Source organism: Ferrovibrio sp. GW821-FHT12E11 (assembly GCF_058806975.1).
Window position 1 is genome coordinate 93,130 of sequence record NZ_JBXAQG010000002.1, and the last position, 19,633, is coordinate 112,762.

19 protein-coding genes are annotated in these 19,633 nt (G+C 64.6%); 16 read left to right on the forward strand and 3 right to left on the reverse strand.

Translation table 11 applies throughout. The features are described from left to right. Window positions 1-11: 11 nt before the first annotated feature. The 10 genes from folK (at window position 12) to era (ending at window position 9,108) form a co-directional block, all read left to right on the forward strand. A complete protein-coding gene (gene folK, locus AC1ROT_RS20540) occupies window positions 12-515 on the forward strand; it encodes a 2-amino-4-hydroxy-6-hydroxymethyldihydropteridine diphosphokinase (RefSeq protein WP_493001346.1) in 504 nt (167 codons plus the stop codon). A gap of 115 nt (window positions 516-630) precedes the next feature. Beyond that, on the forward strand, window positions 631-1,035 hold the full coding sequence (gene rpoZ / locus AC1ROT_RS20545) for a DNA-directed RNA polymerase subunit omega (RefSeq protein ID WP_492972927.1): 405 nt from the start codon (window positions 631-633) through the stop codon (window positions 1,033-1,035). Window positions 1,036-1,195: 160 nt separating this feature from the next. Further along, window positions 1,196-3,358 (forward strand): RelA/SpoT family protein, encoded by a 2,163-nt coding sequence (locus tag AC1ROT_RS20550; protein ID WP_492972928.1) that lies wholly within the window; start codon window positions 1,196-1,198, stop codon window positions 3,356-3,358. Window positions 3,359-3,478: 120 nt separating this feature from the next. Then, a complete protein-coding gene (locus AC1ROT_RS20555; protein WP_493001348.1) occupies window positions 3,479-4,732 on the forward strand; it encodes an alpha/beta fold hydrolase in 1,254 nt (417 codons plus the stop codon). Between the two features lie 64 nt (window positions 4,733-4,796). Then, window positions 4,797-5,384: an orotate phosphoribosyltransferase gene (gene pyrE / locus AC1ROT_RS20560; RefSeq protein WP_492972930.1), complete on the forward strand. Its 588-nt coding sequence runs from the start codon at window positions 4,797-4,799 to the stop codon at window positions 5,382-5,384. A gap of 10 nt (window positions 5,385-5,394) precedes the next feature. Further along, entirely contained in the window at window positions 5,395-6,147 is a 753-nt protein-coding gene (locus AC1ROT_RS20565; RefSeq protein WP_492972931.1) for a pyridoxine 5'-phosphate synthase, read from the forward strand. Beyond that, the gene (gene acpS / locus AC1ROT_RS20570; protein WP_493001350.1) at window positions 6,144-6,578 is read left to right on the forward strand and encodes a holo-ACP synthase; all 435 of its coding nucleotides are present in this window, start codon (window positions 6,144-6,146) and stop codon (window positions 6,576-6,578) included. Before AC1ROT_RS20565 ends, acpS begins: the two co-directional genes overlap by 4 nt. 88 nt (window positions 6,579-6,666) lie before the next feature. Next, window positions 6,667-7,425 (forward strand): signal peptidase I, encoded by a 759-nt coding sequence (gene lepB / locus AC1ROT_RS20575; protein ID WP_492972933.1) that lies wholly within the window; start codon window positions 6,667-6,669, stop codon window positions 7,423-7,425. 7 nt (window positions 7,426-7,432) lie between these two features. After that, window positions 7,433-8,185, forward strand: a complete 753-nt coding sequence (gene rnc / locus AC1ROT_RS20580) for a ribonuclease III (protein WP_493001352.1) — start codon at window positions 7,433-7,435, stop codon at window positions 8,183-8,185. Continuing rightward, a complete protein-coding gene (era, locus tag AC1ROT_RS20585; RefSeq protein WP_492972935.1) occupies window positions 8,182-9,108 on the forward strand; it encodes a GTPase Era in 927 nt (308 codons plus the stop codon). The genes rnc and era overlap by 4 nt, the downstream gene beginning before the upstream one ends. 6 nt (window positions 9,109-9,114) lie before the next feature. Here era and AC1ROT_RS20590 read toward each other — a convergent pair whose 3' ends face one another. After that, window positions 9,115-10,035, reverse strand: a complete 921-nt coding sequence (locus AC1ROT_RS20590; protein WP_493001354.1) for an AEC family transporter — start codon at window positions 10,033-10,035, stop codon at window positions 9,115-9,117. Window positions 10,036-10,091: 56 nt separating this feature from the next. Beyond that, window positions 10,092-10,484 carry a hypothetical protein gene (locus AC1ROT_RS20595; protein WP_493001356.1) on the reverse strand — a complete coding sequence of 131 codons (393 nt, stop codon included), beginning with the start codon at window positions 10,482-10,484 and terminating at the stop codon, window positions 10,092-10,094. A gap of 123 nt (window positions 10,485-10,607) precedes the next feature. Between AC1ROT_RS20595 and AC1ROT_RS20600 the strand changes: the two genes are divergently transcribed. The 6 genes from AC1ROT_RS20600 to AC1ROT_RS20625 all read left to right on the forward strand — a co-directional run bounded on the left by AC1ROT_RS20600 (window position 10,608) and on the right by AC1ROT_RS20625 (window position 18,083). Beyond that, window positions 10,608-12,608 carry an AsmA family protein gene (locus AC1ROT_RS20600; protein WP_493001358.1) on the forward strand — a complete coding sequence of 667 codons (2,001 nt, stop codon included), beginning with the start codon at window positions 10,608-10,610 and terminating at the stop codon, window positions 12,606-12,608. Continuing rightward, the gene (locus AC1ROT_RS20605; RefSeq protein WP_492972939.1) at window positions 12,605-13,480 is read left to right on the forward strand and encodes a YihY/virulence factor BrkB family protein; all 876 of its coding nucleotides are present in this window, start codon (window positions 12,605-12,607) and stop codon (window positions 13,478-13,480) included. The genes AC1ROT_RS20600 and AC1ROT_RS20605 overlap by 4 nt, the downstream gene beginning before the upstream one ends. A 54-nt stretch (window positions 13,481-13,534) precedes the next feature. Beyond that, entirely contained in the window at window positions 13,535-15,322 is a 1,788-nt protein-coding gene (ilvD, locus tag AC1ROT_RS20610; protein ID WP_492972940.1) for a dihydroxy-acid dehydratase, read from the forward strand. 71 nt (window positions 15,323-15,393) lie between these two features. Continuing rightward, entirely contained in the window at window positions 15,394-16,920 is a 1,527-nt protein-coding gene (locus AC1ROT_RS20615) for a M81 family metallopeptidase (protein WP_493001360.1), read from the forward strand. 148 nt (window positions 16,921-17,068) lie between these two features. After that, window positions 17,069-17,455 carry a hypothetical protein gene (locus AC1ROT_RS20620; protein WP_492972942.1) on the forward strand — a complete coding sequence of 129 codons (387 nt, stop codon included), beginning with the start codon at window positions 17,069-17,071 and terminating at the stop codon, window positions 17,453-17,455. Beyond that, window positions 17,448-18,083 carry a hypothetical protein gene (locus tag AC1ROT_RS20625; protein WP_492972943.1) on the forward strand — a complete coding sequence of 212 codons (636 nt, stop codon included), beginning with the start codon at window positions 17,448-17,450 and terminating at the stop codon, window positions 18,081-18,083. The genes AC1ROT_RS20620 and AC1ROT_RS20625 overlap by 8 nt, the downstream gene beginning before the upstream one ends. Before the next feature lie 474 nt (window positions 18,084-18,557). Here AC1ROT_RS20625 and AC1ROT_RS20630 read toward each other — a convergent pair whose 3' ends face one another. Beyond that, window positions 18,558-19,355, reverse strand: coding sequence for an outer membrane protein (locus tag AC1ROT_RS20630; RefSeq protein ID WP_493001362.1), 798 nt, complete (start codon window positions 19,353-19,355; stop codon window positions 18,558-18,560). Window positions 19,356-19,633: the final 278 nt, after the last annotated feature.

The following is a 19,633-nucleotide window of genomic DNA, read 5'->3' on the forward strand; positions in this document are numbered from 1 at the left end:
TAATTCGCAGCATGACCGGCGGTATTTACATAGCCTTGGGCGCCAACCTGCCCAGCCGTTTCGGTGAGCCACGCGTAACGCTGGAAACCGCCATCGGGATGCTCGCGGCCGAGAATATTGCCATCCTGAACCGCTCCTCCTGGTGGCGCTCCGCACCGCTTCCGGCTGGCGACCAGCCCGACTTCATCAATGGCGTGGTCGAAATCGATACCGATCTCGACCCGACTGCGTTGTTGCAGCAGTTACACCGGATTGAAACGATCTGCGGCCGGGTCCGTCAGCAACGCTGGGAAGCGCGGACACTCGATCTTGATCTGCTGGATTACCGCGGCCTGGTCCGGCCGGAAGCAGAGGCTGGGGGATCGCTGATTCTGCCTCATCCGCGCCTGCATGAACGGCTGTTCGTGCTGCTGCCCCTGCAGGATATCGCACCAGACTGGCGCCATCCGGTCAGCGGGCTGGGGTTACCGGACCTGCGGACGGCGGCAGAATCTATTGATATCAATAGGTTATAAGTATTTTCTTGGGCCTTCAGGCGCATTTCTGCTTGAATGAGGCCTTGCATCCCTGCGGAATCGCCCTTAATAAGCGCCCTCCGCCGTATTTCACTGCTTTACCCAAGGGTAGACCATGGCTCGCGTCACCGTCGAAGATTGCGTCCTCAAGATCCCGAACCGCTTCGAGCTGGTTTTGCTGGCGGCCCAGCGTGCCCGCGCCATCGGCACCGGCGCTTCGCTGACCGTGGATCGCGACAACGACAAGAACCCGGTCGTCGCCCTGCGTGAAATCGCCGATGAAACCGTGGATATCGAAGGCCTGCGCCAGCGCATGATCGGCGATATGCAGGACAGCCCGGAAGTCGACGAGCCGGAAGAGGACAACATGGCCAACCTGATGCAGTCTGGCGAATGGGCCGGCGTGCAGCAGGATAACGATGATCTGGCCGAAGGCATGTCCATTGATGACGCCGAAGGTGAGGACGAGGCTGAAGAGGCCGAGGAAGCCGCACCGGCTGCCGAGGCCGACGAAGCCTGAGATCGGAAGGTATGGCCAGCCCGCAGGGCTGGTCTGACCATAAAACCTCCGGTTTGTGACGCGGCGGGCTTGTTCCCGCCGCATTTTCGTTCAAAATTCGTCTTTAGGTTCAACCGTTTGCCAGAGGTGAAACGGACCGAAGACCATGCGCCCGCGAGTCATGCGCCAAGTTGAGCTGGTAGAGAAGGTCCTCGCATACGATGCGGATGCGGACGAGGATTTGCTGAATCGCGCCTATGTGTTCTCCATGAAGGCGCATGGGGCGCAGAAACGGGCCTCGGGCGACCCCTATTTTTCCCATCCGGTAGAGGTTGCCGGCATCCTGGCCGGCATGAAGCTGGACAGCACCGCCATTGCCACCGGCCTGCTGCACGACACCCTCGAAGATACCGTCGCCACGCCGGAAGAGATTGAGCGGAATTTCGGCGGCGATGTGCTGCGCCTGGTCGATGGCGTCACCAAGCTGTCGCGTATCGAACTGCAATCCGACCGCGCCCGCCAGGCCGAGAATTTCCGGAAATTGCTGCTGGCGATGTCGAACGACATCCGCGTGCTGCTGGTCAAGTTGGCCGACCGGCTGCACAACATGCGCACGCTGCATTTCATCAAGACACCGGACAAGCGTCGCCGCATTGCCAAGGAGACCATGGAAATCTTCGTTCCGCTGGCCGATCGCATCGGCATGCAGGAACTGAAGGAGGAACTGGAAGACCTGGCCTTTGCCGAACTGAATGGCGATGCCCGCGCCTCGATCATCGCGCGCCTGGACCAGTTGCGCAGCGAAGGCGGCAGCCTGGTCGACCGCATCGCGGACCGATTGAAGCGCACGCTGGCGGAAAGCGGCGTCGATGCCTGGGTTTCGGGTCGTGAGAAACGGCCTTATGCCATCTGGGAAAAGATGCAGCGCAAGAACATTGCGTTCGAGCAGCTCTCCGACATCATGGCCTTCCGTATCGTCGTGCGCGATGTCGCCGCCTGCTATCACGCGCTCGGCGTGGTGCATCAGACCTGGCCTTCGGTGCCGGGCCGGTTCAAGGATTATCTCTCGACGCCGAAGCAGAATGGCTATCGCAGCCTGCACAGCACGGTGATCGGTCCTGAAAACAAACGTATCGAAATCCAGATCCGTACGCAGGAGATGCACGACATCGCTGATCTCGGCGTGGCCGCGCACTGGCAGTACAAGCAGAACGGCAACAGCAACACGGGTGCGCCGGAATCCGAGGCACGGCAATACCGCTGGCTGCGCGAGCTGCTGGAAATCCTGGAGCAGACCGCCGATCCGGAAGAGTTTCTGGAGCATACCAAGCTCAACATGTTCCAGGATCAGGTCTTCTGCTTCACGCCGAAGGGCGACCTGATTGCATTGCCGCGCGACGCTACGGTGATCGACTTTGCCTATGCGGTGCATTCCGATGTCGGCGACACGGCGGTGGGCGCGAAGGTCAACGGCCGCGTGGTGCCGTTGCGCACGGTGCTGCGCAATGGCGACCAGGTTGACATCCTGCGCTCGAAGGTGCCGTCGCCCAATCCGACCTGGCTGAATTTCGTCAAATCCGGCCGCGCCAAGTCCTGCATCAACCGCTTTATCCGCCAGCAGCAGCGCGGCCAGTACCAGGAGCTGGGCAAGGCGATCCTGGTCAAGAAATTCAAGGAGCAGGACGCATCGGTCAGCGACAAGGTTCTGGAGCCTGTCGTGAAGGTGCTGAAGCTGCGCTCGGCCGATGATGTCTATGCTGGCGTGGGCGAGGGCAACATCACAGCCCGTCAGGTGCTGAACATCGTCTTCCCGGGCCAGAAGGAAGATGAGGCCGACAAGGCGCCGCCGCTGCCGCGGCCGCATAAGCAGAGCGACAAGGCCGGTGGCGGCATCCCGATCCGCGGCCTGATCCCGGGCATGGCGATGCATTTCGCCGGCTGCTGTCATCCGTTGCCGGGCGACCGCATTGTCGGCATCGTCACCACCGGCAAGGGCGTCACCATCCACACCATCGATTGCGACGCCCTGGAGCAGTTTGCCGAACAGCCGGAGCGCTGGCTCGATCTGGCCTGGGATTCGCCGTCCGATGGTGAAAAGGCCCAAGGCCATATCGGCCGCACCAGCCTGGTGATCAATAACGAACCCGGCGCGCTCAGTGCGGTGACCACCATCATCGCCAAGCACAAGGGCAACATCACCAACCTGAAGATCACCAATCGCAGCCAGGACTTCTTCGAGATGTTCGTGGATATCGAGGTGCGCGACGTGAAGCACCTGACCAACATCATCGCCGCGCTGCGTGCGACGCCGGCGATCAGTTCGGTGGAGCGCGCCAAAGGGTAGGGCGCATACGGAAAAGGCGCTTCCCGGCGGCTTTTGACGTTTTATTCACGCAGTCTCCGCTTGCCCCGACCCAGAGTCGTCCCGCATCGTTCTGCCAGGCACGGTCGCAGAGGGATGCGCATGAAAGTCGGCACCGTTATGGCCATGGGCTTGGCTGCATGGCTGCAGGTGGCTGCGGTCAGCGCCCAGGTGACCCTGCCGACGCTGCCGGTCGAGGGCGAGGAGCCGCCGGCCTTCGTGCCCGCGCCGCATACGGTGGAGGCGATCAAGAACTGGGTGCAGGGCACCCATTACTGGTTCGCGCCGGCCGAGTTCCCCGGCACGGTTCCTGTGCAAGGCCATCCCTATGGTCCGAAGGCTGCGCGCGGTCTGGTGATCTGGAGCGCGGATCACCATGAGGAAAAGATCGCCTTCCTGAAAGTGACGCCGATTGCGCAGTATTTCGCCGAGCAGGGCTGGGATGTCTACAACCTGCGCCGTCACTCCATTCTGGCCGGCAACGAAGGCATGATACAGCCCTGGCTGCCGCCACGGCGCGACAACAAGGTGGTGCGGCTGATCCTGGCCATTGCCGAAGAGGGGCGTGCCATGGGCTATCAGCGTGTGGTGCTGATGGGCACCGGCCGTGGCGCTTATGAAAGCATCCGCGCCGGCCGGTTTCGCGCCAGCGTGCAGGGCATCATCGCGCTGGCGCCGTCGCTCTATAACGATCACCTGAGCACCATGCACTGGCGTCGCAATCACAGCAGCCTGCTGCGGCTCTATAACGAATTCCCGCCGGCCTCGATCCAGCTGGCGACCGCCTTCTTCAAGGGCGACGAATGGTATGAAGGCTACCAGCCGAATGTGCGCGGCCCTGCCGCTGCCGAAGCGCTGACCGCCATGCAGGTGCCGCATTTCGTGATCGACCAGCCGGCCTTAAAGGCAATGGAAGGCCACGAGGCTGGCCTGGGCTGGCCGTTCGCGCGCCGCTACGGGCCCTGTCTGGAGCTGTTTGTCGAGTCCGGCGCGCGTCCTGCCTGCGACGATCGCGATCCTGCCACAGCGGCTGTCTTCGGGATTGCGCCCGGTCCGGCACCGGCGCGGCAGGGCGACTATGTCGGCGTCTGGCAGGGCACCTGGGACTCCGGCCGTTTTGCCGTCCTGGCGGTCAGCCATGTCGAGGGCGATATGGCCGCGGCAACCTACCGCCCGGGACGCGGGGTCGATGGCCAGCTCCCGGAAAGCCGCGCATGGCGCCTGCCCCTTGGCGGCATGCTGGAGGACGGCGACGGGGCCGCTTATGCCTTCGGCCCGGGGCCGGATGGCACCCTGCGGGGCGAGCGCCGGAAAGGCACGGAAATCGAGACAATCCTGATGCACCGGATGCCTTGAACGGCGCGGGTCTTTGTATAGGCTGCGGCCGATAAGCCGACAGCCTGAAAGGACCCCGCCGACCATGACTCGCGACGACGTGCTGCAGCATTACCGGGAGTCCGGCGCCCTTCTGGAAGGCCATTTTCTGCTGACCTCGGGTCTGCACAGCCCCGTCTACATGCAGTCGGCCCGTGTGTTCATGTACCCCGAGCGTGCCGAAGCCCTGTGCAAGGCCCTGGCCGAGCGTATCCGGGCCAAACTCGGACCCAAGCCTGTCGATCTGGTCTGCTCCCCCGCCATGGGCGGTGTGGTTGTCGGCTACGAGCTGGCGCGCCAGCTTGGCGTGCCCGCGATCTTCACCGAACGCGTCGATGGCAAGTTTGCGCTCCGCCGCGGCTTCGATATCCCGAAGGGCGCCCGCGTGCTGATGGCCGAGGATGTGGTCACCACCGGCAAGTCGAGCCGCGAATGCATCGATTGTATTACGGATCACGGCGGTGTCACCGTCGGCGCCTCCTGCATCGTCGACCGTTCTGATGGCGAAGTCGATCTCGGCGTGCCGCTTTTCGCTCTCTGCGGCTACAAGGTGATGGCCTATCGCGAGGACGAACTGCCGCCGGAGCTGCAGAAGATTCCGGCCGTGAAGCCGGGCTCGCGCAATCTGAAATAAGGAGAGGGCGATGTCGCTGCGTCCGTTGCGCCTCGGGGTCAACATCGATCATGTCGCCACTATCCGTAACGCGCGCGGCGGCCGGCATCCCGATCCGCTGCGTGCCGCGAAGATGGCGGCCGGCGCCGGTGCCGATGGCATCACGGCGCATCTGCGTGAAGACCGTCGTCATATTTCCGATGGCGACATCGACCGCCTGATGGCGGAGATCAGCCTGCCACTCAACCTCGAGATGGCGGCGACCGATGAGATGTTGGGGATTGCGTTGCGCCACCGTCCTCACGCGGCCTGCATCGTGCCGGAGAAACGTGAGGAACGCACCACCGAAGGCGGCCTGGACGCAGCCGGCCAGTACAAGCAACTGGAGCCCATGATCCGGCAATTGTCGGCGGCCGGAATACGCGTGTCGCTATTCATCGAGGCTTCCATCAGTCAGCTGGATGCTGCCAAAGCCCTGGGTGCGCCGGTCGTCGAGCTGCATACCGGCCGCTACTGCGAAACGGATGGCGCGGAACAGCAGGCCGAACTGGAGCGTATTCGCAAGGCCGCCGCCCATGCCGAAGCCCTGGGTCTGGAATGCCATGCCGGCCATGGCCTGAATTTCGAAACGGTGGCACCGATTGCGGCGATCTCCAGCATCGTCGAACTCAATATCGGTCACTTCCTGATCGGCGAAGCGATCTTTGGCGGCCTCGACGGCGCTATCCGTCGCATGCGCGCGCTGATGAACGAAGCCCGCGGTCTGAACGCGAAATCGGCATGATCATCGGTCTGGGCTCTGACCTGATCGATATCCGCCGTATCGAGCAGACGGTTGCCCGTTTTGGCGACCGTTTCCTCGAGCGCATTTTCACGCCGATGGAACGGGCCCGGTCCGAGCGCCGGCCGCTGACCCGCATCGAGTCCTACGCCAAGCGTTTTGCTGCCAAGGAGGCCTGCTCCAAGGCCCTGGGGACCGGCCTGCGCAAAGGCGTGTTCTGGCGCGATATGGGCGTCATCAATCTGGCCAGCGGCAAGCCCTCGATGGCCCTGACCGGTGGCGCGCTGGCCCGGTTGCAGAGCCTGCTGCCCGAGGGCTACGAGGCCCAGATCGAGGTCTCATTGACCGACGAACCACCCCTGGCCCAGGCTATTGTTATTATCTCCGCGCGCCCCAGATTACCCGGTTTTCCGGGATCGCCGACGGGACCTTGACTTTGGCGGATCGTTGCCGGCTTGATGCTGCCCCGACCGGGCGGAAATCGGGTCTAAGGGATTGATTTATATGGATCAGGAGCAGGCAGTGGCTAAGACGAAGACGCGTGTGGGCGACATTTGGGAAAGCCTGCGGACGCTCGTCTACGCCGTGCTGATTGCCCTCAGTATCCGCACCGTCGCCTACGAGCCTTTCCATATCCCGTCTGAGTCGATGCTGCCCACCCTGCTGGTCGGCGATTATGTCTTCGTTTCGAAATACGCCTATGGCTACAGCAAGTATTCCCTGCTGTTCAGCCCGCCGATTTTCGAAGGCCGCATCCTCGGCACCCCGCCCAAGCGTGGCGATGTCGTGGTCTTCCGTTGGCCGCGCGATCCCTCGATCGATTACATCAAGCGCCTGGTCGGTTTGCCGGGCGACCGCATCCAGATGCGCGAAGGTGCGCTCTACATCAACGGCGAAGCGGTGAAGCGCCGGCGCGTCGAGGATTTCGAACGCCGCGACCGCTTCGGCAATGTCGTCGACCGCGAGCGCCAGTGGGAGGAAACCCTGCCCAATGGCGTGACCTACCGCACGCTCGACATCAACATGTTCAGCAGCACCGACAATACCGGCACCTATACGGTGCCGGCCGGGCACTATTTCATGATGGGCGACAACCGCGACAACTCGCTCGACAGCCGTATCGGCCTGGAAGCCGGCGGCGTCGGCTTCGTGCCGGCCGATCACCTGATCGGTCGGGCCGATGTGCGCTGGATCTCCATCGACCAGAATGCCACGCTGCTGAAGCCCTGGACCTGGTTCAGTGCGTTGCGTTGGAACCGCATGTTCACCGGTATCGAGTGAGGCGGGCGTGACGGCCGATCAGCGCAAACCGGTGCTGGAGCAGCTGCAGCAGGTTCTCGGCCATAAATTCGCCGATACCAAACTGCTGGAAGAGGCCCTGGTGCATCCTTCGGCCAATCCGCGGCGCAGTCGCGCCAAGTCGGCGCGGCAGAAAACGCCCCCAGCCGACGCACCCGCCATCCAGCGCGACTACAATCGTCTGGAATTCATTGGCGACCGCGTGCTGGGCCTGATCGTGGCGACCCTGCTGGCCGAGCGGTTCCCGCAGGCCGAGGCCGGCGAACTGGCATTGCGCTACAATTCTCTGGTCAAACAGGAAAGCCTGGCGCGCTTCGCCCAGTCGCTCGATCTGGGCGACTTCATCCATCTGTCGCGCTCCGAACGCGATTCCGGCGGCGCCGGCAAGCCGGCCATCCTTGCCGATGCCTGCGAGGCGGTGGTGGCGGCGCTGTATCTGGATGGCGGCCTGCGCGCCGCCGAGCGCTTTGTGCGCCGTTATATGGAACCGATGGTCACCGAGGTGGCCGCCGGCGACAAGGATCCCAAGACTGCGTTGCAGGAATGGGCTGCGGCCCGCGGCATGGCCGCGCCGCGCTATGAGATCGTGAGCCAGGAAGGTCCGCCGCATGAGCCGCGCTTCACCGTGTCGGTGAAGCTGGGCAGCGGCAATCTGGCCAAGGGACAGGGCGGCTCGAAACGGGCCGCGGAACAGGAAGCGGCCGGATTTCTGCTCGGGCAGCTGGTCGTCGGGAAAGCATGAACGAAGAAACTGAAACTGTGCGGGCGAATACCCAATGCGGGTATGTCGCCATCGTCGGCGCGCCGAATGCCGGCAAGTCCACCCTGCTGAACCAGATGGTGGGGGCGAAGGTCTCCATCGTCTCGAAGAAGGTGCAGACCACGCGCGCGCGCATCACGGCCATCGGCATGGAAGGGCAGGCGCAGGTCATCTATCTGGACACGCCCGGCATCTTCAAGCCGAAGCGCCGGCTGGATCGCGCCATGGTCAATGCGGCCTGGAGCGGCATCGATGAAGCGAATGCCGTGCTGCTGCTGGTCGATGCCGAGCGCGGCTTCGACGACGAAAGCCGGGCCATTGTCGAGGCCCTGAAGGACCGCAACCGCAAGGGCGTGCTGCTGGCGCTGAACAAGATCGATGCCGTCCCGCGCGACCGGCTGCTCGGCCTGGCCAAGATCATCAGCGAGGCCTATGACTTTGAGAAGGTCTTCATGATCTCTGCCACCAAGGGCAGCGGCGTCGAGGATGTGCGTCGCGATCTTGCCGCCCGCATGCCGGCCGGCCCGTGGCTTTATCCGGAAGACCAGCTTGCCGATGTGCCGATGCGCTTCCTGGCTGCCGAGATCACGCGCGAGCAGGTCTACCGCTCGCTGCATGACGAGCTGCCTTACGCGATCACGGTCGAGACCGAGAACTGGAAAGACCAGAAGGACGGTTCGGCGCGGATCGACCAGGTGATCTACGTCGAGCGCGACAGCCAGAAGAAGATCGTGCTGGGCGATGGCGGACAGATGGCCAAGCGCATCGGATCCTATGCGCGTAAGGAGATGGAGGAGCAGTTCGAGCGCCGCATCCATCTCTTCCTGTTCGTCAAGGTGCGCGAGGACTGGGGCGACGACCCCGAGCGCTACGAGGCCATGGGGCTCGACTTCCCGAAGAAATAACGGGCCCTATACGCCGGCCAGCAGCAGGAAGACCGGCATGGTGATGAAAGCCATCATCGTGCCGACCGTGACAATGGCGGCGGCCAGGGGTGCATCGCCGCCCATTTGTCTTGCCAGGATGTAACTGGCACTGGCCGTCGGCATGGTGCCCCACAGCACCAGCACCTTGGTCTCCAGCGCGCCGAGGCCCCAGAGCCGGCTCAGGCCGTACAGCACCACGGGATAGACCAGCAGCTTCAGCGCGCAGGACAGCGCCACGGCACGACCGCCGCTGCGGGCGGCCTGCCATTGCAGGCCGGCGCCGACCGTGAGCAGGCCCATCGGTGCGGCCATGCTGCCCAGCATCTTGAACACCGGCAGGATGCCCGGCGGCAGCGTCAGGCCCGAGAGGTTCATGGCGATGCCGATCAGGCAGGCGATGATCAGCGGGTTCTTGATCAGGAACAGCATCTGCGCGCGCAGGCTGGTGCCCTGGCCATGGGCGCCATAGCGCGCCAGCGTCAGCACGCAGAGCACGTTCAGCACGGGAATGGCGAGCGCGATGGCGACCGCGAACAGCGTCAGGCCGGCACCGCCTTCCAGCGCCGCCACGGCGCCAAGGCCGACAAAGGTGTTGAAGCGCACCGCGCCCTGAAACACTGAGGTGAAGCCCGGACCATCGACGCGGGCGAGGGGCCGCAGCACATAGACCAGCACGGCCTGCAGCAGGATGCCGGCTAGCAGCGCACCCAGCATGCCGGTCGGATCCAGTCCGCCCAGTTTGGCGCTGCTCAGGTTTTCGACCAGCAGGGCCGGGAAGAAGATGTAATAGGTGACCTTGTCGGCCAGCGGCCAGAAGGCATCGCCGGGGAAATTGAACCGCTTCATGCCGCCGCCGATCGCGATGAGCAGGAAGATCGGCACGATGGCGAGGATGACGGTAAGCATGATGGACTCGGACAGGCGGCGCTGCGCCGAAGTCTAGCCGATGCCGGCGACCGGCACTAATGCTGGGCGAGGACGATCAGCAGTTCCATCACGCGGTTGGCGAAGCCGAAGCCCAGATACAGCGCCAGGCCGCGCAGGGCGGCATCCTGCAGGCTGAGCGGCTGCCGCAGCCCGGGCGCAGCATAGCGCAGGTTGCCAACCGGCTCGGCAGAGACCGTCACCGCAGGCGGCGGTTCGTAGAGGGCCGGCAGGTTGGCGCTCTCCCGCACCGGTTCGGGCACCATGAACTCGGCCACCCGGGTGCGGTTGGGGCCATAGATGCGGCGCCAGCGGAATGCCTCGGCCTCGGCACGCTCGGCATCGCCATGGGATGCACGCGGAATCCAGCTGTCTGCCAGTCTGGTCAGCACCACGTAACGCGGGATGATGATCTCGGTCTGCACGCCCATGGCGTGAGGATTACAAAGCTTTGTTAAGAAATCTTAAACTCGGGTTAATTTTCATCGGGCGTTACGCAGTTTTCCTTGGAACTCTAAGGAGATAGGCCGGTTTCCCTTATCTGGAGACCGGCTATGACGGCAATAAAACGGATGAAATGGTGGCATTGGGCCCTGGGACTCGTCGGGGTCCTGGTGGTCGCCGTTGTGGCCGGCGCCCTGCTGTTCGACTGGAACTGGCTGCGCAACCCGGCGCAGAGCGCCATCACCGCCGCCACCGGCCGGGCCACCAAGATCAACGGCCGGCTCACCGGCGAGTGGTCGCTGACCCCGCGCTTCGTCATCGAAGATTTCCACATGGCCAATGCCGACTGGGCCGGGCAGCCGGAGCTGATCAGTTTCGAACGGGCCGAAATCGTGATCGACCTGCGCGAACTGCTGCGCGGCCGCACCGTCCTGCCCGAGATCCGGCTGGTGAAGCCCGTGGTGGCACTGGAGCGCCGCGCCGACGGCGAGGGCAACTGGACCTTCGGCATTGCGGTCGCGAAGGATGTGGCCGCACCGGAAGACCGCACCGAAGTCCCGCTGATCGGCCGGCTGATCATCGAGGATGGCCGTTTCCTCTATCAGGATAAAAAAGCCGGAATCGATATCGACGCCAATATCGCCACCATCGTGGGGCGCGAGCGCCGCGACCAGGTGCGCCTGCGCGGTCGCGGCAACATGCATGGCGAGCGGTTCGATCTGCAACTGACCGGCGGCTCGCTCCTGTCGCTGCGCGAGAATGACGAACCCTATCCGCTGACCATCGAACTGACCGTCGGCCAGACCCGTGGCCGCATCTCAGGTACCCTGGCCGAACCGATCAAGTTCGAGGGCCTGGATCTGGAAGTGGCGCTGAGCGGCCCTGACCTGGGCAAGCTGCAGATCATCACCGGCGTGCCGCTGCCGATGACGCCGCCTTACGATCTGAAAGGCAGGTTGCATCGCGACGGTGCGGTCTGGCGCATCGAGAATATGGCCGGCCGCGTCGGCAACAGCGATCTTGGCGGCCTCATCAAGATCGATACCGGCGGCGAGAAGCTGTATCTGGAAGCCGACCTGAAATCGAAGGTGCTGGACTACCGCGATATCGGCCCGCTGATCGGCCTGAAGCCCGAGGAAGAACGCCCGCCGAATACGGCTGCCGCCACCACGAGCGAGAAGCAGGCCGCTGCGGCCAAGGCCAAGGAGCCGGCAAAGCCGGTGGCGAAAGGCCCGCCGCCCAAGGTGCTGCCGGATGCGCCGCTGGCCATCGAACAGATCCGCCAGGTGAATGCCAAGGTGAGGTTCCACGGCGACAAGATCGAGGCGCCGAACACGCCGCTCAGCGGTGTCGACCTCGACCTGCTGCTGCAGGACAGCGTGCTGCATCTGCGGCCGCTGAAGCTCGGTGTTGCTGGCGGTCTGGTTGATGCCGATATCCGCATCGATGCTCGGAACGACGCCGTGCTGACCCAGTATGACGTGAAGCTCAACCGCTTCCGTCTGGAGCGTTTCCTGGAATCCGCCGGCCTGAAGGATACCGGCAGCGGCCAGATCGACGGCCGCATTCGTCTGACCGGCTATGGCGATACGGTGGGCAAGTCGCTGGGCAGCGCCAACGGCGATATACGGCTGACCATGAATGGCGGGCAGCTGTCCAACCTGGCCATGGAACTGATCGGTCTGGATGTGGCCGAGGCGGCAGCCTTCTGGGCCGGCGGCGACAAGACCGTGCCGCTGCGCTGCTTCGTCGCTGATTTCGGCGTCGAACGCGGCCTGATGACACCCCGCGTCTTCGTGCTGGATACCACCGACACCACAGTCACCGGAGAAGGTTCGATCAGCCTGACCGAAGAACTGCTGGGCCTGACGCTGAAGGCGCATCCCAAGGATGTCAGCCTGCTGTCGGCCCGCACGCCGATCACGGTACGCGGCGCCTTCAGTCGTCCGAGCATCGGGCTGGAGGCGGGCACGCTGGCGGCGCGCGGCGCCGGCGCCATCGCGCTGGGCATACTGCTGACTCCGCTGGCCTCGATCCTGGCCTTCATCGAGCCTGGCCTGGAACGCGACAGCGACTGCGTTGCCCTGCTGCAGGGCAGCAAGCCGCAATGAACACCCGGCTTCTGAGCATCGGCCGCCTGCTGTTCGGAGCCGGGCGGGCCATGAACAACAGTCTGTCCTTCGAGATCGCCGGCCATATCGCCTATACCGGACTGCTGGCGATCTTTCCGTTCCTGATCTTTCTCGCCTCGCTGGCCGGTTTCCTCGGCAATGTCAGCGGCAGTCTCGCCTCGGTGCAGACCATGCTGCATCTGCTGCCACCTGATGTCGCCAAGACGCTGGAGCCGGTGATCCATGAAGTTCTGGATACCCGCGATGGCGGCCTGCTGACGCTGGGCCTGCTCGGCGCACTCTGGGTGGCCTCCAGCGGCATCGATGCCCTGCGTATCGCGCTCAACACGGCCTACGACCTGGAAGAGGAGCGGCCCTGGTGGCTGATCAAGCTGGGCAGCATCGGGGCGATCATCGTCGGCGGCTTTGTTTTCCTGATCCTGTCCGTACTGGTGGTGCTCGGGCCGGTGATCTGGAAGGCGCTGCTCTGGGTGTTCCCGCTGGGCGAGGCCGACCGCTGGGCCTTTGGTCTGATCCGCTATGCGCTGGCTGCCCTGGTGCTGCTCGGCGGCCTGCTGGCGCTGCATCGCTGGCTGCCCGGCCGGCGGCTGGATTTTCGCGATCTGCTGCCCGGTGTGGCCGCCACCACGTTGCTGTGGATCACTGCCGCCAGCCTGTTCTCGGTCTATGTGGCCGAACTCGGCAGCTACAGCGCCACCTATGGCAGTCTGGGCGGCGTGATCGTCACCCTGGTGTTTTTTTATGTCTCGGCAGTCCTCTTCATTTTCGGCGCCGAACTGAATGCGGCTTTGCTGCGGCGCAGGGCTAAAAAAGCCGCATCCGCGCCGGCTGAGGCTCTGGCCGAGCGCTGACCCGCTGGCTATGCTCCGGACCCTGTATTTTGCCTCAAGGGACGGACCAGCATCATGGCGACCAAGAAGAAGAAAGCCGCGCCGGCAAAAAACTCGGGCGCGAAGAAGACGGGCGGGAAGGCCAACGCGAAACTCGACAAGGCCAAGCTGCCGAGCCGGCATGTGACGGTCGGCCCCGAGCGCGCGCCGCATCGCAGCTACTATTACGCGATGGGCCTGACCGAGAAGGAAATCGCCCAGCCTTTCGTCGGCGTCGTCACCACCTGGAACGAGGCTGCGCCCTGCAACATCACGCTGGGCCGCCAGGCGCAAGCCGTGAAGAAGGGCGTCAAGGCCAACGGCGGCACGCCGCGCGAATTCACCACCATCACGGTGACTGACGGCATCGCCATGGGCCACCAGGGCATGAAGTCGTCGCTGATCAGCCGCGAGGTGATCGCCGACAGCACCGAACTCACCGTGCGCGGCCATTGTTATGACGCCATCGTCGGCCTGGCCGGCTGCGACAAGTCGCTGCCCGGCCTGATGATGGCCATGGTGCGCCTCAACGTGCCCTCGATCTTCATGTATGGCGGCTCGATCCTGCCGGGCCGTTTCCGCGGCCGCGACGTCACCGTGGTCGACGTCTTCGAAGGCGTCGGCCAGCATGCCGCCGGCAAGATGAGCGACAAGGAACTGCACGAGCTGGAATGCGTGGCCTGTCCCTCGGCCGGCAGCTGTGGCGGCCAGTTCACCGCCAACACCATGGCCTGCGTCTCGGAGGCCATCGGCCTCGCCCTGCCGGGTTCGGCCGGCGCGCCGGCGCCCTATGAGACCCGCGACCAGTATGCAGAAGCCTCGGGCAAGCAGATCGTCGAGCTGATCAAGCTGGGCATCCGTCCGCGCGACATCGTCACCCGCAAGGCGCTGGAGAATGCCGCCCGTGTCGTCGCTGCCACCGGCGGTTCGACCAATGGCGCGCTGCATCTGCCCGCCATCGCCCATGAGGCTGGCATCCGCTTCGATCTCGACGACGTGGCCAAGATCTTCAAGTCGACGCCCTATATCGCCGACCTGAAGCCGGGCGGCCGCTATGTGGCCAAGGACATGTACGAGATCGGCGGCGTGCAGGTGGTGCTGAACGAGTTGATGAAGGGCGGCTATATCCATGGCGACTGCCTGACCGTCACCGGCAAGACCATCGAGCAGAACCTGAAGGGCGTCACCTTCCCGAAGAACCAGGACGTGGTGCGCCCGATCAGCAACCCGATCACGCCGACCGGCGGCGTTGTCGGCCTGAAGGGCAATCTCGCGCCGCGCGGCGCCATCGTGAAGGTGGCGGGCATGAGCCGGCTCAAGCATGTGGGCCCGGCCCGCGTCTTCGACAGTGAAGAACTGGCCTTTGCTGCCGTGCAGGCCAAGAAGTACAAGGACGGCGATGTCATTGTCATCCGCTACGAAGGCCCCAAGGGCGGTCCTGGCATGCGCGAGATGCTGTCCACCACCTCGGCGCTCTATGGCCAGGGCGCGGGCGACAAGGTGGCGCTGATCACTGACGGGCGCTTCTCTGGCGGCACGCGCGGCTTCTGCATCGGCCATGTTGGCCCCGAAGCGGCGGTCGGCGGTCCCATTGGCCTCATCAAGAACGGTGACATCATCACGATTGACGCCGTGAAGGGCATCCTGAGCGTGGATGTCTCGGCCAAGGAATTCGCCGCGCGCAAGAAGAAGTGGAAGCCGCGCAAGACCGACTACCAGTCGGGCACGCTCTGGAAATACGCCCAGACCGTGGGCGACGCCCATGACGGCGCGGTCACCCATCCCGGCGGCGCCAAGGAAGTCTCCGAATACGCCGACATCTGAACAGACTACGGAAGGGCGCCCTCGGGGCGCCCTTCTTCGTTTCAAAGCCCCCAGCAAGAGACAAAAAAACAATGACCTATCGCGTTGCCATTGCCGGCTTCCAGCACGAGACCAACACCTTCGCGCCGACCCGCGCCACGCTCGACCTGTTCATCAAGGGCGAAGGCTGGCCACCGCTGACCGAGGGCAAGGCGATCTTCGATGTCTTCGGCCCGATGAACATTCCCATCGGCGGCTTCATCCATGCCGTGAAGCCGAAGCAGTGGGAGCTGCATCCGATTGTCTGGGCGGCGGCCGCGCCGAGTTCCTATGTCTCCACCGAGGCCTTCGAATATGTGGCGAAGAAAATCCTCGACGGCATCGCGGCACTGAAGGGCCGCATCGACGCGGTCTATCTCGACCTGCATGGCGCCATGGTGACCGAAGGCCATGAAGACGGCGAGGGCGAGTTGCTGCGCCGGGTGCGCGCACTGGTCGGCCCTGACATGCCGATCGGCGTCAGCCTCGACCTGCATGTCAACATCACGCCGGAGATGCTGCAGTATGCCGACGTGATGATCGCCTATCGCACCTATCCGCATCTGGATATGGCGGTGACTGGCGCCCGCGTCGCCCATCACCTGGAAAAGCTGCTGACCGGCGAGCGCAAGAAACAGGCGAAGGCGCTGCGGCAGCTGCCCTTCCTGATCCCGCTGACCGCGCAATGCACCTTCATCGAACCCTGCAAAAGCATCTACGATCATCTGACCGACATGGAGCACAGCGCCGAGTATCGCGGCGTCAGCAGCCTGTCGTTCGGCCCGGGCTTCCATCCGGCCGACATCCACCATTGCGGCCCAGCCGTGATCGCTTATGCCGACACGCAACAGATGGCGGACAAGGCCGCCGACGATCTGGCGCGCCACATCACCGAGCGCGAGGCGGAATTCAAACTGAACCTGCTGACGCCCGAGCAGGCAATCGCCGAGGCGCGGCGGCAGATCCAGGCCGGCGCACGCCGCAGCATCGTGCTGGCCGATGTGCAGGACAATCCCGGCACCGGCGCCACCAGCGACACCACAGGCCTGCTGGCCGCGCTGATTGCCGAGCATGTGCCGGATGCCACGCTCGGCCTGCTGTACGATCCCGAGGTGGCGAAGCTGGCGCACCAGGCCGGCGAGGGCAGCGACATCGAGGTGGCGGTCGGCGGCAAGCTGCTCAATGTCGAAGGCGCGCGGCCCTACCGGAATCGGTTCAAGGTGGCGAAGCTCGGCTCGGGCAAATTCCTCTGCACCGGGCCGTTCTACAAGGGCACGACCATGGCGCTGGGGCCGATGGCGCGCCTGCAGTGCAACGGTGTCGACCTGGTGATCGCCAGCGCCCGCGTGCAGGCGGCCGACAAGGAGATGTACCGGCATCTGGGCATCGAGCCGGGCGAGCGGCAGATCGTGGGCGTGAAAAGCACGGTGCATTTCCGCGGCGACTTCACCGACATCGCCCATGACATCCTGAATGTGGAAAGTCCCGGCGCCTTCATCGAACGAGCGGAAACCCTGCCGTACAAGAAGCTGCGCAAGGGCATGCGGCTGAGCCCGAAGGGCCGTGCCCATGGCGGCTGACCATACGGCAACCCAGACGCGACGTATTTCTGAAAAGCTCGCGCATACCTCTTGATCGCTGCATAAACTTCTTCCTAATCTGGGCCGGGGTTAAACCGCCGGGGGTATCGGCGGTCGTGCGAGGCAGGATCAAGGGGGAGTTGTCACCATGGCAGGTCTTATCGACCGGCGGCCGGCGTATCTGCGCCAGGCGGCCGGACTCTGCGGCCTGATCGCGGCCGTGCTGCTGACCGCCGGCTGCGCCCAGCGCCCGGCCCGCCCGGTGGATACCGCCCAGGCCCATGACGACCTGATGAACTGCCAGCAGCTGCGCAGCGAGCTGTCGGCCACGCGTAGCATGATCGGCAAATACGGCATCGACCATGCGCAGCAGTCCGACCGCAACCGCCAGGCCGTGGTCGGCGCGCTGTTCATGCCGGTGGCCCTGATGAACATGGACACCGGCAATGCCGCCGAGCGCGAGGTCGCCGCCTACAGCGCCCGCGCCAGCCATCTTGAGACCATCGCCAAACAGAAGGCCTGCACCAATGACTGACGCATTCCGCCGCCTGACCCGCGCCACCCTTGCCATCGCCGCCCTGGCCCTGCTGGCCGCCTGCGCCCAGCCGGCCCGCGTGTCGCAGATGACGGCGCCGAATGTGCTCACCCCGGTGGTGGGCGCCAACCCGGACCTGATGAGCAGCGTCACCGTCGCCGGCATCACCGGCGGCTCCACCACCAGCCCGCTCTGGACCTCGCAGGTCGACAACCCGGAATTCAAGGACGCGCTGGAGCGCTCGCTGGAATTCAACGGCGTGCTGGCCAGCGATGCCGCGAAGGCGCGCTACAGCGTCAACGCCACGCTGATCGCCCTGAGCCAGCCGCTGATCGGCTTCGACATGACGGTGACGCCGAAGGTGCGCTATGTCGTCACCGAGCGCGCCACCTCGGCCGAGCTGCTGAACGAGGAACTGGTGACGCCTTTCACCGCCGACTTCTCCAGCTCGCTGATCGGCGTCGAGCGTCTGCGCCTGGCCAACGAGGGTGCGATCCGCGAAAGCATCAAGAAATTCCTGACCCGGCTGGGCGAGGTGTGGACCGCGCGCGGCACCGCCGCCCCGGTGGCGGGCGGCACGACGCCGGCGGCTCCGGCGACAGCAGCGGCCGGCAAGCCGACCTCGTAAGCGGCAGCATCACCGCCGGAAACAACCAGGGGCGGCGCCAACGGACGGACGCGGGGCTGAAACTGCCCGGGCCGGCGTTGATTCGATTGGGAAAAAGCCGTGTCAGGCTGACATGGCGAACCAGATTGCGCCAAAGTTTGCCATCTGGAGCCATCCCTGGCCTTCCGGAGCCAAACCGGACCAAAGTTGACCAAACTCTGCCAGCGCTGGCCGTGGGTCCTGGCGTTGTATGCAGGCTGTCCTGCGCGCGGAACGGGTGCGGTGGCCCGGCCATGACGGCGGGCGGGATACGGGCGTATTAACGATGGGCAACAGCGTTCAGAACATGTAGGGAACGGCGCGGCGGATTCAAGGGGGCATCTACTATCCGTCGCTCCACGCCACGCTCACGAAAAACGGCGCCGGATCGCTCCGGCGCCGTGTGATCGGTTCAGTCTGCGGCTGCGGTCAGAACTTGCCAGACCGCGGCTGCGGTCAGAACTTATACGTGAGGCCGGCGCGCAGGGTGTGCACTTCGAGGTCGACGCTCTGGCGGATCTGGCTGCGGTTGAACGTGCCGGCGGCATTCACCAGGTTGCCGGTCGTCTGCACGTTGCCAAGATCGATGTACATGTACTCGCCCTTGATCGACCAGTTGCTGGTCAACGCGTAGCTGAGCGAGGCGCCGGCGGTCCAGCCGAACTGGGTGTCGTGGGTCGAACTGCGCATGGTGAACGAATTCGTATCGCTGAAGCTCTGCGACAGCGTCACGCGGCTCACCGCCAGGCCGAAGCCGCCATCGAGCAGGAAGCGGTCATAGGCAAAGCCCAGCTTGGGCCGCAGCGTGGCCAGCCAGTCGGTCTCCACCTTGGTGTTCACGCGATGGAAGGCGTTCGGGTCCATGTAGGAGCGGCGGTTGGTGGAGCCGTCCTGGATCTTGAAAACGCCGAAGCCCGCATCGATGCCCGGCACGATGCTGCCCATCTGGTATTTGTAGCCGGCCTCGATGCCGCCGTTCATGCCATAGGGATCGGGTGTGCGGCGCGCGGTGCCGCCGACATAGCGGTCGTCGCCCGAGGCCCAGTAGGCGCCGATGCCGCCGGTGCCGGTGGCTTCCGCCCGCGACAGCGTGTTGCCCAGCGAATAGCCGACATTCACGCCGACATGCGGGCCGGTCCAGTCGACCGGGGCATCGGCGGCATGGGCCTGCCCGGCCATCATGACAGTGGCAGTGGCGGCAATGGAAACAGCAATGACGGCGCCGGCAAGACGGCCGGCCTTCTGGACGCGCATGGAAAACTCCCCCACGGATTTAATCCCCACGGGCATGGAATACCGGCCCGGCAGGCTGATTTCAATGCCAGGGTGAATACTGTCAGAATTGGTCAGAATTTACGGTTGTGCCCGAAGGCCGCGAAGCGGGGCGGCGACGGCCAATCGGGGGGCGGCGCGCGGACCGCCTCCTTGAGGTGTCATGGCCGGGCTTGACCCGGCCATCCACGACTTTTTTCAAAAACGTGGATCCCCGGGACGAGCCCGGGGATGACAGATCATCTTTGGCGCCCGGCCCG

Bases quoted from the DNA above. Each gene is read 5' to 3' on its own strand.
- folK (WP_493001346.1), top strand. From the start codon at position 12: ATGACCGGCGGTATTTACATAGCCTTGGGCGCCAACCTGCCCAGCCGT.
- pyrE (WP_492972930.1), top strand. From the start codon at position 4,797: ATGACTCGCGACGACGTGCTGCAGCATTACCGGGAGTCCGGCGCCCTT.
- AC1ROT_RS20600 (WP_493001358.1), top strand. From the start codon at position 10,608: ATGACGGCAATAAAACGGATGAAATGGTGGCATTGGGCCCTGGGACTC.
- ilvD (WP_492972940.1), top strand. From the start codon at position 13,535: ATGGCGACCAAGAAGAAGAAAGCCGCGCCGGCAAAAAACTCGGGCGCG.
- AC1ROT_RS20615 (WP_493001360.1), top strand. From the start codon at position 15,394: ATGACCTATCGCGTTGCCATTGCCGGCTTCCAGCACGAGACCAACACC.
- rpoZ (WP_492972927.1), top strand. From the start codon at position 631: ATGGCTCGCGTCACCGTCGAAGATTGCGTCCTCAAGATCCCGAACCGC.
- AC1ROT_RS20605 (WP_492972939.1), top strand. From the start codon at position 12,605: ATGAACACCCGGCTTCTGAGCATCGGCCGCCTGCTGTTCGGAGCCGGG.
- AC1ROT_RS20630 (WP_493001362.1), bottom strand. From the start codon at position 19,355: ATGCGCGTCCAGAAGGCCGGCCGTCTTGCCGGCGCCGTCATTGCTGTT.
- acpS (WP_493001350.1), top strand. From the start codon at position 6,144: ATGATCATCGGTCTGGGCTCTGACCTGATCGATATCCGCCGTATCGAG.
- AC1ROT_RS20555 (WP_493001348.1), top strand. From the start codon at position 3,479: ATGAAAGTCGGCACCGTTATGGCCATGGGCTTGGCTGCATGGCTGCAG.
- AC1ROT_RS20595 (WP_493001356.1), bottom strand. From the start codon at position 10,484: ATGGGCGTGCAGACCGAGATCATCATCCCGCGTTACGTGGTGCTGACC.
- AC1ROT_RS20565 (WP_492972931.1), top strand. From the start codon at position 5,395: ATGTCGCTGCGTCCGTTGCGCCTCGGGGTCAACATCGATCATGTCGCC.
- AC1ROT_RS20590 (WP_493001354.1), bottom strand. From the start codon at position 10,035: ATGCTTACCGTCATCCTCGCCATCGTGCCGATCTTCCTGCTCATCGCG.
- AC1ROT_RS20625 (WP_492972943.1), top strand. From the start codon at position 17,448: ATGACTGACGCATTCCGCCGCCTGACCCGCGCCACCCTTGCCATCGCC.
- AC1ROT_RS20550 (WP_492972928.1), top strand. From the start codon at position 1,196: ATGCGCCAAGTTGAGCTGGTAGAGAAGGTCCTCGCATACGATGCGGAT.
- AC1ROT_RS20620 (WP_492972942.1), top strand. From the start codon at position 17,069: ATGGCAGGTCTTATCGACCGGCGGCCGGCGTATCTGCGCCAGGCGGCC.
- era (WP_492972935.1), top strand. From the start codon at position 8,182: ATGAACGAAGAAACTGAAACTGTGCGGGCGAATACCCAATGCGGGTAT.